Genomic DNA, 13,968 nt, shown 5'->3' with positions numbered 1-13,968 from the left:
CCCCGGCCCCACACCCCGGCCCGCTGCCCCGGGCCTCCGATCCGCCTACAACTCCTGAAAGGCAGCCCTAAGACTCCGCCGTACACACGAAGATCGCCGTCCCCGGGATCAGATGCCCGCGCAGCGGGGACCAGCCGCCCCACTCCTGGGTGTTCCACTCGGGCCATTCCGGTTCGACGAGATCCTCCAGCCGGAACCCGGCGGCCACCACGTCCCGTACCCGGTCACCCAGCGTCCGGTGGTGCTCGACATACACGGCCCGGCCGGCCTCGTCCTGTTCCACATACGGCGTGCGGTCGAAATAGGACGCCGCCACCGACAGCCCCTCCGGCCCCGGCTCGTCGGGGAAGGCCCACCGGATCGGGTGGGAGACGGAGAAGACGAACCGGCCCCCCGGCCGCAGCACCCTGCGCACCTCCCGCAGCACCCGCACCGGATCGGCGACGAACGGCAACGCGCCATAGGCGGAGCAGGCGAGATCGAAACTGTGGTCGCGGAACGGCAGCGCCCCGGCGTCCGCCTCCACCAGCCCGACGGCGTCCTCCGCCGCGCCGTCCGCGATCCGCAGCGCGTGCTGGAGCTGCCGGTGGGAGAGGTCCAGCGCCACCGGAAGCGCGCCCTGCGCCGCCAGCCAGCGGGAGCACTGCGCCGCGCCGGCCCCGATCTCCAGGATCCGCCGCCCCTTCAGCTCGGCGGCCGGCCCGAGCAGCGCGGCCTCCGCCTCGTCCAGCCCCTCGGGACCCCAGATGAACCGGTCGTCCCCGAGGAACGCACCGTGCTCGCTCTGGTACTCGTCCGCGTTGCGGTCCCACCACCCACGGCTGGCCCGGCTGCTTTCGGTGTCCGAGGCGTCACGGCGGGTCGCCTCCGGCTCGTGGTCTTGGTTCATCGCGCCCGTCGTCGTAGTCTTTGCTCTGCTTGTCGCTGCTGGGACTGTGAGGCCGTTCGACCTCGCGGAACATCGCGTGTGCCGGTTATGGGGTATTCCGCCCCCGGTGTGCGCGTTCGCGCATTGACCGGGTCCGGCTGCCCCCGTATGCTACAAGTTGCGCTGCGGGCTTGCGCGCCTCAGACGGAGCAGGCCGCGCTCGCATCTGTATGTATGTCCCCTCGGTTTGAGGCGATTCGGGTCGTTCCAGATGCTTTGCATTTGCGAGCTTCCCCAAGATTCGCCCTTCACACTGTCCGGCTTATGCAGAGGCGATACGGGCTCTCGGCGTAGCAGTACCTACGACTTCAATGTCCGTACCGGAGCCCTTTCCCACATGACGAGCAGCACCGAGACCACCGCCACCACCCCGCAGGTTGCGGTCAACGACATCGGTAACGAGGAAGCTTTCCTCGCCGCGATCGACGAGACGATCAAGTACTTCAACGACGGCGACATCGTCGACGGCGTCATCGTGAAGGTCGACCGGGACGAGGTCCTGCTCGACATCGGTTACAAGACCGAAGGCGTCATCCCGAGCCGCGAGCTCTCGATCAAGCACGACGTCGACCCCAACGAGGTCGTTGCCGTCGGTGACGAGATCGAGGCCCTTGTCCTCCAGAAGGAGGACAAGGAAGGCCGCCTGATCCTCTCGAAGAAGCGTGCCCAGTACGAGCGCGCCTGGGGCACGATCGAGAAGATCAAGGAAGAGGACGGGATCGTCACCGGTACCGTCATCGAGGTCGTCAAGGGTGGTCTCATCCTCGACATCGGCCTCCGTGGCTTCCTGCCGGCCTCCCTGGTCGAGATGCGCCGCGTCCGCGACCTTCAGCCCTACGTGGGCAAGGAGCTCGAGGCCAAGATCATCGAGCTGGACAAGAACCGCAACAACGTGGTCCTGTCCCGCCGTGCCTGGCTGGAGCAGACCCAGAGCGAGGTCCGCCAGACCTTCCTCACCACCCTCCAGAAGGGTCAGGTGCGCTCCGGCGTCGTCTCCTCCATCGTCAACTTCGGTGCCTTCGTGGACCTGGGTGGCGTCGACGGTCTCGTCCACGTCTCCGAGCTGTCCTGGAAGCACATCGACCACCCGTCCGAGGTTGTCGAGGTCGGCCAGGAGGTCACGGTCGAGGTCCTGGACGTCGACATGGACCGCGAGCGCGTCTCCCTGTCGCTCAAGGCGACCCAGGAAGACCCGTGGCAGCAGTTCGCCCGGACCCACCAGATCGGTCAGGTCGTCCCGGGTAAGGTCACCAAGCTCGTTCCCTTCGGTGCGTTCGTGCGCGTCGACGAGGGCATCGAGGGCCTGGTCCACATCTCCGAGCTGGCCGAGCGCCACGTCGAGATCCCGGAGCAGGTTGTCCAGGTCAACGACGAGATCTTCGTCAAGGTCATCGACATCGACCTCGAGCGCCGCCGCATCAGCCTCTCGCTGAAGCAGGCCAACGAGTCCTTCGGTGCCGACCCGTCGGCGGTCGAGTTCGACCCGACCCTGTACGGCATGGCCGCGTCCTACGACGACCAGGGCAACTACATCTACCCCGAGGGCTTCGACCCCGAGACCAACGACTGGCTCGAGGGCTACGAGACCCAGCGCGAGGCGTGGGAGAACCAGTACGCCGAGGCGCAGCAGCGCTTCGAGCAGCACCAGGCTCAGGTCATCAAGTCCCGCGAGGCCGACGAGCAGGCTGCGGCCGAGGGTGCTGCGGCGCCGGCGGCGCAGGGTGGCGGCCAGGCCGGCGGCGGCAACGCCGGTGGCGGCGGCTCCTACTCCTCGGAGTCGGCGGACAACTCCGGCGCCCTGGCGTCGGACGAGGCCCTCGCCGCGCTCCGCGAGAAGCTGGCCGGCGGCCAGAGCTGAGCTCTCGCCGATAGGCACTAGCCGATAGACGAAGGCCCGTTCCCCTTGGGGGAGCGGGCCTTCGTCGTGTCTGGGGCGCGGGGCCGGGGCGGGGTTGTGTGCTGGGGGGTGGGGGTCGGTGGTGTGCAGTGGGTGGGGGTGAGGCTGGGGCTGATCGCGGGGGGCGGCGAGAACCGGACGGAACGTGGGGGGCTGGTGGCGGCTCGGCCTGGGGTGGGAAGGGAGAGTGAACTTGCCGCCTTTGTGGGGGAGTTGATGGTTCTGAGGGGGAAGGTGCCGGGGTCGGGGCGAGGTGGCGTTCGTCGGGGGTGGAGGCGTGGGGGCTGCCGTGGGCGTGCGGCTTCGGGGCCTGGGGGTGCGGCAGGGCGGATGGGGCCGCGTGGGGCTGTGGGGGCCGGAAACAGCCGGTTTCGGATGGGCGGGGCGGGGTCGGTGTGTGGCACCGGTGCGTTGGGGGACTGGCCTGGTGTGGGGCCGGGCGGTGCGCACGGTGGGCCGGGTCATCTCCGTTGCCGGGAATGCCTGTGCCAGGTCGTGCGTTGCCGCTCATGAGAACGAGGAGGAGCGGTCACTGTGTTGGATCCCCAGGGTTTGTACGAATGGGAGCCGAGCGGGCTCGCGGAGGTCGAGGCGCTTGCCTCCAGGGACTCCGCCGGACTGGTGCTGCTGTACCACTTCGACGGATACATCGACGCCGGTGAGACCGGCGACCAGATCGTGGAGCGGCTGCTGGACGGCCTGCCGAACGAGGTCGTCGCCCGCTTCGACCACGACCGCCTCGTCGACTACCGGGCCCGCCGGCCCCTGCTGACCTTCGAGCGCAGCCGCTGGACCGCCTACGAGACCCCGAGCATCGAGCTGAGGCTCGTACGGGACACCACCGACGCTCCGTTCCTGCTGCTGTCCGGACCCGAACCGGACGTCGAGTGGGAGCGCTTCGCGAGCGCTGTGAAGGAGATCGTGGAGCGGCTCGGCGTACGCCTCTCGGTGAACTTCCACGGCATCCCCATGGGCGTCCCGCACACCCGCCCCGTGGGCCTTACCCCGCACGGCAACCGCACCGATCTGATGCCCGGTCACGGCGGCTTCTTCGACGAGGCACAGGTACCCGGCAGCGCCGAGGCGCTGATCGAATTCCGGCTGGCGGAGGCGGGACACGATGTCCTGGGAGTGGCGGCGCATGTACCGCACTACATCGCCCGCTCCGCGTACCCGGACGCCGCGCTGACCGCTCTGGAGGCGGTGACGGCCGCGACCGGCCTGGTGCTGCCGGGCGCCGCGCATTCGCTGCGCACGGAGGCGTTGCGGACCCAGGAGGAGATCGAGCGGCAGATCTCGGAGGGCGACGAGGAACTGGTCGCGCTGGTCAGCGGTCTGGAGCATCAGTACGACGCGGTGGCCGGCGCGGAAAGCCGGGGAAGTCTGGTGGCCGAGCCGGCGGAACTGCCGTCGGCCGACGAGATCGGCCGGGAATTCGAACGCTTCCTGGCGGAGCGCGAGGGCGATGGCGGGGCGGGCGGGGCCTGAGTCGGTTGGCGGCTGAGTCGGCTGGCGCCTGGATTGGCTGGTGCCTGACTCGGTCGGTGCTGGTATCGGCGGGTGATTGGACCGGGTGGTGCTGACATGGGCGGGTGCCTGGATTGGCGGGAGGCTCTTGTCGGCCGGGGTCTGAATCGGCGGGTGCTTGAGCGATCGGTGCCTGAGGCGGCCGGTGTCTCCAGTCGTCCGGCGTCTCCTGTCGTCCGATGCCTGCATTGGACGGAGTCGCCTGCCGTTCGCCGTCTGAATCGGCGGGTGCCGGAGCCGCCGGCCGGGCCGTGAATCGGCGACAGGCTACTGCCGTACGGTGCCCGAATCGGACGAGGCCTGCGCTGGCCGGTGCCTGCATCGGCTGATGCCTGCGCTGGCCGGCGCCTGAATCAGTGGGAGTCTCCTGCCGTCCGGGCGCAGCGTATAGCGTGGGCTCATGGTGAAGGTGGGGCTGACCGGCGGAATCGGCGCGGGCAAGAGTGAGGTTTCGCGACTGCTGGCGTCGTACGGCGCGGTGATCGTGGACGCGGACAAGATCGCACGCGAGGTCGTCGAGCCGGGTACGCCCGGACTGGCGGCGGTGGTCGAGGAGTTCGGGGCCGACATCCTCGCGCCGGACGGCACGCTGGACCGGCCGAAGCTGGGCGGCATCGTGTTCTCCGACCCCGGCAAGCTCAAGGCGCTGAACGCGATCGTGCACCCGCTGGTCGGGGCACGATCGGCCGAACTCGAAGCATCGGCGGGCCCGGACGCGGTGGTGGTGCACGACGTGCCGCTGCTGACGGAGAACGGGCTGGCCCCGCTGTACGACCTGGTGGTGGTCGTCGACGCTGCCCCCCAGACCCAGCTGGACCGCTTGGTACGGCTACGCGGCATGGCGGAGGACGAGGCGAAGTCCCGGATGGCTGCCCAGGCCACCCGCGAACAGCGGCTGGCGGTCGCGGATCTGGTCATCGACAACGACGGACCGCTGGAGGCGCTGGAACCGCAGGTCCGCGCAGTATGGGAGCGCCTGCGGAGCGCCTGAGGCCGGACGATACCCTCGCCGCCATGACTGCTGCTTCCGGCGTTGACGCCAAGACCGCTGACATCGAGCCCGACCTCGCCGCGGAGCCCGGCTCCGGCACCGCCGCCGCGTCCCCCACCGCCGGGGACGCGGCTCCGGCATCGTTCGTGGTCAACATCCCTGGCATAGCGGACGATGATCTGGAGCCCGATCCTCTGGACCCTTCCCAGATCGTCTCCGGTGAGCCGGTGGTGACGGGCAAGGTGCTGTGGGAGGCCCCCGACGGCCGGCAGATCCGGGGAATCTGGCAGATCACTCCGGGCGTGGTGACGGACACCGAGGCCAATGAGCTGTTCGTGGTCGTCAGCGGGCGCGCCACCATCGAGGTCGAGGGCGGCCCGGTATTGGAGGTCGGCCCCGGCGACGCCTGCGTCCTGCGCGAGGGCGACCGCACCCGGTGGACCGTGCACGAGACCCTGCGCAAGGCGTACCACATCAGCCTGTAGGGGTGGGATGCGGCGGACGGACGCGCGGCGGGCGGGCGCCCGGTGCCGGGCGGCGGGATGCGGAGGCTGGGGGAGGGAGGCGGTGTGGCTCTGGGCCCCCTCCCCCTCCCCTCCCACCCTCCGCCTCCACCTCCGCTGATGCCGTCTGCTTTGTCTCCTCGCTCTCCCCTGCCTCCGCTGCTGGTGCCGCCTCCGCAGCGGCCGGAACCTCCGCTCCTTGCCCTTCTGCTCTCTCTCGCACCACCCCGCCGTCTGCTTCCGGAACCTCCGAGGCTGGGGAAGGGGATGGAGCATTGCTCCATGGTGTCCCTCCTCCCGGTGCGCGGTGTGAGCCTCATGCGGGGGCGCCGGTAGCGCCGGTTGAGGCCGGGCCGGCGGGGGAATGCCCGGACCGTTGGGATTGTTGTGCCGCAGGCAACGCCGTACGGTCCACAGGTAACGGAAGCCCCGACGGCGACCGAGAGGAGCAAGGCCGTGCCCGAGAGCAGCCCCGAGACGCATGTCATCGACTTCCGCGCCGCGGAGCAGCTGTTGGCGGCCCGCGACCCGCGCGGGGCGATCCGGCTGCTGGACTCGGTCATCATCGCGCACCCCGAGAACACCGCGGCCCGACTGCTGCGCGCCCGTGCCTTCTTTCTCGCCGCTCAACTGCGTCCTGCGGAACTCGAGTTCCAGATCGTTCTGGAGCGCGAACCGGACAATGCCTTCGCGCACTTCGCGCTCGGCCGCACCTTGGAGCGCGCCGACCGATCCGAGGAGGCACTGCGGCACTTCCGACTGGCGGCGGCTCTCGACCCCCGCCCGGATTACATCGAAGCCGCCCGCTTCGCACACGACACCGGTGACGGCGACGGCGAACGCGATGCTGGTCCCACTGACGGCGATCAGGAGTAGTCAGGCGCAGGCCGCCCCGCGTCCGCGTCAATGTCCCTCCCCTCGGGGGGTTTTGCGCTCGCCGCCAGGGGCGCTACGCCATGTGTCCATGTGCCGGGCGGCCAAGACGTGCCGCGTTGTCAGTCCAGACCGCGCCGCGGTCGGCGCGCGCATGCCCCGTGCCCATGCCCCGTGCCCCGGGAAATCGGCGACCGGCAGTCCCCATTCCCTTGTATGCCGTCTTCCTGCCGGGAGCGGGACGGGCTGACGAAGGCGTACGTGCGTGCGTGCGGTCGTGGAGGCTCGGGGCACAGGAGCGCTGGTCGTGAGGGCCTTCCGGGACCCTCCCGCACCACTCGTGCCCGACGACCTCAGGCGGGTAGGCGCCGGGGGCCTGGCAATGATGCCCCGCAGCTTGTGCGGCATCGTCCAGGTATGGGGGACTCGGCACTCCTGCGTCGTAGCCGCTACGGCCTGGTGCCCCGTCTCCGGCCTGTGCCGTTGCGTATACCGAACGTGTCGTTCCGGCCTCGGTCAGGGGCGTAGGGAGGTACGTCCTTGCCGGGCTGGTAGTGCGGTCCCTGGCGGATGTGGCGGATCACCATCGCCAGGTCCGCGGCCGCCACCATCGCCAGCGCGGCACACGCGGCGGCCCATTCCGGCCTGCCGGCATTGCCGAAGGCCACGGCTCCGGCGACCGTCCACAGCAACCCCCACAGCGCCAGCCCACAGCGGATTTTCAGCGGGCTGCGTGCATGAAGGGGCTCATTTCCTGTACGCATCGGAACCCATCTCCCACCTACAGGATCCTCCCGGTCGACGAGCCAGTCACCTGTCCCTGGCACCTCTTTCCCTACTTTTCACCCTTTGCTCTTCGGCATCGTCGGTGGTGGGGCGTGGGTCGCCGGCGGGGTGGCTGTTGATCCATGAGAGTCCGCCGATGTCGAGCAGTGATCGGGCGCGGGTCACGGCGACGTAGGCCAAGCGCGCCTCGTCGATGTCGATCGGGCCGGGGACCGGGGTTCCGTCCTCGTCGAGCTCATCGAGATCTTCGGGGCCGGTGAAATCGTCCGCGATGCGGACGCGCGCCCACTCCCGGCCCTTGGCCCTATGAGCCGTGGACACCGTCACCTCGGCGGAGTCCTCGGGGGAGAGACGGTCCAGGGCGCACAGCAGGGCCTCGGTGCCGTGCTCATCGACCAGCTCCACCAGGGGCAGCAGGTCCCGTCCGGCCGGGTCGAACTCCGCGTACTCGCGTAGTTCGCCCCAGGTCTCGAAGAGCATCAGCTCGGGGTGGGCCGTGCGGCGCCCGGATTCGAGGTCGTGGGCGGCACGGGCAAGGGCGCCGAGTGCTTCGCCGCCGCCGGTCAGCGCGACCCGGCGGCCCGCGTCCAGCTGCCGTATCACCTCCGCCATCGCTCCCGCGTTGGTCCGGCACAGGACCGCGTCCGGCGCGCGGGCCATGCCCAACTCCGTCTCCAGACCGGGCGAACCCGTGAGCCGGATCGGTGCGCCGATGATCGTGAGCCAGCGGTTGGCCTCGGCCGCGAGCGGTGGGCCGAAACGGAACGAGTGGGAGAGGCTGAGCTGTCTGCCGTCGAATCCGGTCATCACGTCGCGTGCGCCGCGCCAGCCGTAGATGGCCTGGGCGGAGTCCCCGACCAGTACCAGCTGAGCGTGGTCGCGCTGGGCCGTGAAGACCTGCTCGACCACGGGGTTGGTGTCCTGTGCCTCGTCAAGGAGCAGGAAGTCCGCCGGGATGACGGGATCGCGCAGCGCCCACATCTTGAGGTAGTGGTCGTGCTCGAAGCGGACCGCGCCGTGACCGGGATGCTGGAGATCGGCCCAGGCCTTGCGTGCGTAGGGAAGGGTGAGCTCGGCGAGCCGGGCACGCAGTGGCTCGGCTTCGGCTCCGCGCAGGGGCGGAACATGGTGTGGTGCGAGTTCCTTGTCGGCCGACTGGCAGAAGCGGGTGACGGTGCGCAGGACCGTGTGGGAGAGCGCCCTGTTGGTGACCTTGCGTGCTCCGAGGCGTAAGGACATTTCTTCGTCGATGCCCAGGGCCGCGCCCGTGCGCCATCCCGCTTGCCGGGGGGCCTTCATTCGCGCCTGGTAGTCCTTGCCCATAGCGGTGTAGGCGAGGGCATGGGCGGTCCCGCAGGCCACCTCGGCGGGGAAGGCCCTGGCGGCGTGGCGGGCGACAGCTCTGTTGAAGGCGATGTAGCGGCCCCGCCGGCCCTGCTGCCGGGCGGTGCGGGCGAGCAGGGCGAGGGTGGTTGTTTTGCCGGTCCCTGCGCCGGCCTGGATCACGAGATGCGCGCCGGTCGGGAAGGCCTCCGTCGCGGCGGTTTGTTCGTGCGTGGGGGTGTGCATGAGGGCTCCTCACTCATCTTGGTTTGACTGATTACTGAGAGTGATGACGTCACTCACCGTAGCGGATTTCGGGGTGCGGGCAAGGAGATTTTCGTGGGCTGTGGATAACCCTGGTCGATGTGCAGAAAGCGCAGGTGGAGGGCGTTGTCAGTGCCGTCTGCTTCCATCGGGGTCAGGCAGCGGCGGTCGCACGATCGCCGGAGGCCCGGGCGCACGGCTGCTGTCGGCCGACCGAGGGCGGTAGGCGGTGCGCTCGCTGTCTCCGTCATGGCGCCGGGCGCGTGTCGCGACGGGGCGGAGCCGAGGGCGGGGTGACCGGTGATTCATCGCCCGCCGCTCTCGGAGGCAGGCGCAGACGCGGGAGAGGGGGCGGGAGACGCAGTGGATACGACCGTAGACTCGCAGGTCGGCGTAGGAGCAGGGCGGGCGCGGCAGGCTCGGAGGGTGCCGCGACCGGGGCGGAACGACCAGGCAAGCGACCAGGCAGCAGGGGATGGAATGGCGAGGCGGTGGGAGACGGCAGCGGGGGAGACCCGGTTGCCGGACGGCTCGCCCGCTGTCCTGCCCGGGGGCACGGGGCAGGGCCGTGGAATCGGCGAGGCCGCCCTGGCCGGCTGTGCCGTGGTCTTCCTGCCCGCCCAGCCGCCACGCGCAGGGAAGATCGCTTTCTGGCGTCCTGAGGGAGGGCCGCTCCCGGATCTCGCCGAACGGGGAAGCGACGAAGGGGCGTGGGGCGGGGACGGGGCCGCCGAGCAGGGGACGCTGACCGTCGCCCGCCGTCACGGGAACGGCGCCCGCAGTCGTACGGTCCCCGCCGTCCTGCTTCCGGTAGCCGAGGCTGTCCCCTTGCTGGTCCGTGCCCGGCACGACCCGACGGCTCACCCGGCCGCCGCCTGCTGGGGTGCGGCCACCCTGCATGCGCTGCACCTCGCCGCACGCGGCCGCATGCTGCCCGGGCTGACGCTTGAGGACACCGACGCCTGGCGCGCCGGCCCGCTCGACGCCGAGGACATCGCGCACCTCCGGGCCGTCGCCGCCGCCATGCCCGCCGAGGCCCATGCCGTGCCGATCCCCGGCAGCCGTCCTCTTCAGGTGACCGATCCCGCGGTCCTGGTACGGCTCTATGTGGACGCGGTCATCGACGTGCTGCCCCGCACACCCGCCGCCGGACTGGTGGCCGGCGCCCCGTTCGCCGCGAGCGCGCCCCAACACCTTCCACGTGCCCGGGAATGGGCCGCCGAGGCCGCGGCCGGTGTCGACGCGGGCGTACGGCTCTCCCTGCGCCTCGACCTCGCCCCGCACAAGCTCTTCGACAGGGTGGAGGAGAGCGCGGCGGGCGGCACCGAGGAGCGCAGTGCGGCCGCCGCCGTCCTCCAGGTGCACAGCCTCACCGACCCCACCCTGGTCGCCGATGCCCGGGAGCTGTGGGAAGGCGAAGGCCCCGACCACTTCGGGCCGCGTTCCCGGGTGGACACTCTCCTCGCTCTGCGCCGCGCGGCCCGCATCTGGGCCCCGCTCACCCGCCTCTTGGAGCGGCCGGTCCCCGACGTACTGCCGCTCGGCGAGGACGAGTTGTCCGACCTGCTGGGGGAAGCCGCGCCACGCCTGGGCGCCGCGGGAGTCTCCGTCCACTGGCCCAGGGAAATCGCCCGCGGCCTGACCGCCGCGGCGGTGCTTCGCCCGGCGCCGGGCTCGGCCGCGGACGGCTTCGGCTTCTTCGACACCCGTGAACTGCTGCAATTCCGCTGGCAGCTGGCGATGGACGGAGTGCCGCTGACCGAGGCGGAAATGGACGCCCTCGCCGACGCCCACCGCCCCGTCGTCCGGCTGCGTGACCAGTGGGTCCTGGTGGACCCCGGGCTCGTCCGCAAGGCCCGTAAGCGCGAACTGGGCTATCTGGAGCCGGTCGACGCACTCGCCGCGACGCTCAACGGCACCGCCGAGGTGGACGGCGAAGAGGTCGAGGTGGTGCCCCAGGGCGCCCTCGCCGCACTGCGCGGCCGCCTCACCACCGAGGCCCGCCCCCTGCCCCAGCCGCCCGGACTGCGAGCCACCCTCCGTGACTACCAACTACGGGGCATGGCCTGGCTCGACACCATGACCTCCCTCGGTCTCGGCGGCTGCCTCGCCGATGACATGGGCCTGGGCAAGACCCTCACCGTCATCGCGCTCCATCGGCACCGGCGGCCGAGCGCCCCCGTCCTGGTGGTCTGCCCGGCCTCCCTGCTGGGCAACTGGCAGCGCGAGATCGAGCGCTTCGCCCCCGGTACGCCCGTACGCCGCTTCCATGGCGCCGGCCGCAGCCTCGACGGCCTCGACGGCGGCTTCGTGCTGACGACCTACGGGACGATGCGCAGCAGCGCCACCCAGCTGGCCGGACGGTCATGGGCCTGGGTCGTCGCCGATGAGGCCCAGCACGTGAAGAACGCGCGCTCCTCGACGGCCAGGGCACTGCGCAGCATCAAGGCCCCCGCCCGGATCGCCCTCACCGGCACGCCCGTGGAGAACAACCTCTCCGAGCTGTGGGCCCTCCTCGACTGGACGACTCCTGGGCTCCTTGGGCCCCTCAAGACGTTCCGCGCACTGCACGCCCGTGAGGTCGAGGGCGGCGAGGATCCGGCGGCGGCCGAGCGGCTGGCCAGGCTGGTGCGCCCGTTCATCCTGCGCCGTAAGAAGTCCGACCCGGGGATCGCGCCCGAACTGCCGCCCAAGACGGAGACGGACCACCCGGTGGCACTGGGGCGCGAACAGGCCGCGCTCTATCAGGCTGTCGTCCGCGAGACCCTCACCCGGATCGAGACCGCCGAAGGCATCGCCCGCCGTGGCCTGGTCATGAAGCTGCTCACTGCCCTCAAACAGATCTGCAACCACCCCGCGCAGTATCTGAAGGAGGCCGCGCCCGGTCTCGCCGCCCGCTCCGGGAAGCTCGAACTCCTCGACGAACTCCTGGACACCATCCTCGCCGAGGACGGCGCCACTTTGATCTTCACCCAGTACGTGGGCATGGCGCGGCTGCTCGAACGGCACCTGGCCACTCGCGGCATCCCGGCGCAACTCCTGCACGGCGGCACCCCCGTCGCCGAACGGGAGAAGATGGTCGACCGCTTCCAGGCCGGGCACGCCCCGGTCTTCCTGTTGTCCCTGAAGGCGGCGGGCACCGGCCTGAATCTGACCCGCGCCGGACATGTGATCCACTACGACCGCTGGTGGAATCCGGCGGTGGAGGAGCAGGCCACCGACCGCGCCTACCGGATCGGCCAGACCCAGCCCGTCCAGGTCCACCGGCTGATCGCGGAGGGCACCGTCGAGGACAACATCGCCCAACTCCTCACCGCCAAACGGGCGCTCGCCGACGCGGTGCTCTCCGGGGGCGAGACCGCGCTCACCGAGCTCTCCGATGCCGAACTGGCCGACCTCGTCTCCCTCAGGAGGCCCGGATGAACCCTCGCCGCACCTCCGGGCGCGCCGCCGCCGCGGACCGGCTGGCCCGCGCGGACCGCTCCCGTACCTTCCCACCCCTGCCGCTCCGGCCCGGTGCCCGGGGACTGTTCGCCGAATCCTGGTGGGGCAGCGCCTGGCTGGACGCACTGGAGACCACCGCCCTCGACAGCGCCCGGCTCGCCCGCGGCCGTACGTACGCCCGCGACGGCCACGTCGACACCATCAACGTCACCCCGGGCCGCATCGTCGCCACCGTACGCGGCAGCAGGCCCCGGCCCTACAGTGCCGACATCCGCCTCCGGACCCTCAGCGACCAGGAGTGGGACGGCCTCCTGGATGCCATCGCCGCCGAGCCCGACCAACTGACCGCCCTGCTGGCCAAGAAGCTGCCCCGGGCGCTGGCGGACGGTGAGACGCCTCTCCTCCCCGGGCCGGGCGACCTCGTCCCCCGATGCTCGTGCCCCGACCACGGCAGGCCCTGTAAGCACGCCGCCGCACTCTGCTTCCAGGTGGCCCGCCTCCTGGACGCGGACCCGTTCGTACTGCTGCTGATGCGCGGCCGCGGCGAACGCGAACTCCTCGACGACCTCTCCCGCCGCAACGCCGCCCGTACCGCCCACGAAGCCCGCGCGCACACCGTCGCCACCACCTCGCCGCCCCCGCACCGCCAGGGGGCCGAGGCCCCTCCGGTGACGCCAACTGCCGCCCCCGGACCGGCCGCTGAGGCGGTCCCCGGCGAGCATGCGGTACCAGGCACGACGTCCACCTCTCACGGTGTCCTGGCCAGAGTGGCGCTCGCCGACCGCCTCCGGCCACCACTCCCGCCACCGCTGCCGGCGCCCCCACAGCCCGGCCACCCACCGGCCCTGCCGGACGGCGACGGCCTGCCCTTCGACCCCGCCGCCCTCGAATTCCTGGCAGCCGACGCAGCCGCCCGCGCCCACGCCTGCGTGACCGCCGCCGCGCCCCCGAGCCCCGGCTCCGGACGCCCGGACCTCCGCAGCCCGTTCCCGTCACTGCCCCCATGGGAGGACGCCATCCGCCTGACGGCCACCGCCCACCCCACCGCCGGCCTGACCTCCACCACCCGGGCCCTCTACCGCGACCTCGCCGCGGCGACCGGCCGAACGACCACGGATGTGGCCCGTGCCGTCGCCGCATGGCGGCAGGGCGGACCCGAGGGCCTCACCCTCCTCGACACCACGTGGAACCCCCCGGCCGGCGACTTCGACCGGGCCCGCAGCGCCCTCCTCGCCGCGGACCTGCCGTCCCTGCGCCCGCGCCACAACCACCTCACCGACCCGGACCGCGGCATCCAGCTCCGCTTCGGCCGCGACCACCGCTGGTATCCGTACGAATCCGAGCCCGGCACCGAGGACTGGTGGCCCACCGGCCCGGCCGACCCCGACCCCGTGGGCGCCCTCACCGCCCTGCTCGCACGATGACTAACCTC

Annotated in this window: 10 protein-coding genes; 7 read left to right on the top strand and 3 right to left on the bottom strand. The window is 71.3% G+C overall.

All coding sequences use genetic code 11. The annotated features are described in order from the left end of the window. Positions 1–67: 67 nt before the first annotated feature. Positions 68–889 (bottom strand): class I SAM-dependent methyltransferase, encoded by an 822-nt coding sequence (locus TU31_RS33680; RefSeq protein ID WP_042161783.1) that lies wholly within the window; start codon positions 887–889, stop codon positions 68–70. A gap of 376 nt (positions 890–1,265) precedes the next feature. Between TU31_RS33680 and rpsA the strand changes: the two genes are divergently transcribed. From rpsA to TU31_RS33655, 5 genes are all read left to right on the top strand, one after another. Continuing rightward, on the top strand, positions 1,266–2,786 hold the full coding sequence (gene rpsA, locus TU31_RS33675; RefSeq protein ID WP_033271630.1) for a 30S ribosomal protein S1: 1,521 nt from the start codon (positions 1,266–1,268) through the stop codon (positions 2,784–2,786). A gap of 573 nt (positions 2,787–3,359) precedes the next feature. Beyond that, a complete protein-coding gene (locus TU31_RS33670) occupies positions 3,360–4,313 on the top strand; it encodes a PAC2 family protein (RefSeq protein WP_042161782.1) in 954 nt (317 codons plus the stop codon). A gap of 439 nt (positions 4,314–4,752) precedes the next feature. Then, entirely contained in the window at positions 4,753–5,343 is a 591-nt protein-coding gene (gene coaE / locus TU31_RS33665; RefSeq protein WP_042161781.1) for a dephospho-CoA kinase, read from the top strand. Positions 5,344–5,366: 23 nt separating this feature from the next. After that, a complete protein-coding gene (locus TU31_RS33660) occupies positions 5,367–5,828 on the top strand; it encodes a cupin domain-containing protein (protein ID WP_245698956.1) in 462 nt (153 codons plus the stop codon). A gap of 474 nt (positions 5,829–6,302) precedes the next feature. Next, complete coding sequence (locus TU31_RS33655; RefSeq protein ID WP_042161778.1) at positions 6,303–6,722, top strand: tetratricopeptide repeat protein; 420 nt, start codon at positions 6,303–6,305, stop codon at positions 6,720–6,722. Between the two features lie 446 nt (positions 6,723–7,168). Here TU31_RS33655 and TU31_RS33650 read toward each other — a convergent pair whose 3' ends face one another. Beyond that, positions 7,169–7,483, bottom strand: coding sequence for a DUF6343 family protein (locus TU31_RS33650; RefSeq protein ID WP_042161776.1), 315 nt, complete (start codon positions 7,481–7,483; stop codon positions 7,169–7,171). A gap of 46 nt (positions 7,484–7,529) precedes the next feature. Further along, positions 7,530–9,074 carry a UvrD-helicase domain-containing protein gene (locus tag TU31_RS33645; RefSeq protein ID WP_042161774.1) on the bottom strand — a complete coding sequence of 515 codons (1,545 nt, stop codon included), beginning with the start codon at positions 9,072–9,074 and terminating at the stop codon, positions 7,530–7,532. Between the two features lie 498 nt (positions 9,075–9,572). On the opposite strand from TU31_RS33645, the gene TU31_RS33640 reads away from it, so the two are divergent. Continuing rightward, positions 9,573–12,515 carry an SCO1167/SCO6262 family helicase gene (locus TU31_RS33640; RefSeq protein ID WP_245698955.1) on the top strand — a complete coding sequence of 981 codons (2,943 nt, stop codon included), beginning with the start codon at positions 9,573–9,575 and terminating at the stop codon, positions 12,513–12,515. Further along, complete coding sequence (locus TU31_RS33635) at positions 12,512–13,960, top strand: SWIM zinc finger family protein (RefSeq protein ID WP_042161772.1); 1,449 nt, start codon at positions 12,512–12,514, stop codon at positions 13,958–13,960. The genes TU31_RS33640 and TU31_RS33635 overlap by 4 nt, the downstream gene beginning before the upstream one ends. Positions 13,961–13,968 lie beyond the last annotated feature (8 nt).

It is taken from the genome of Streptomyces lydicamycinicus (assembly GCF_000829715.2).
In the GTDB taxonomy this organism is placed as follows: Bacteria; Actinomycetota; Actinomycetes; order Streptomycetales; family Streptomycetaceae; genus Streptomyces; species Streptomyces lydicamycinicus.
The sequence above is the reverse complement of the archived record's forward strand: the minus strand, read 5'-3'. Positions and strand labels throughout refer to the sequence as shown.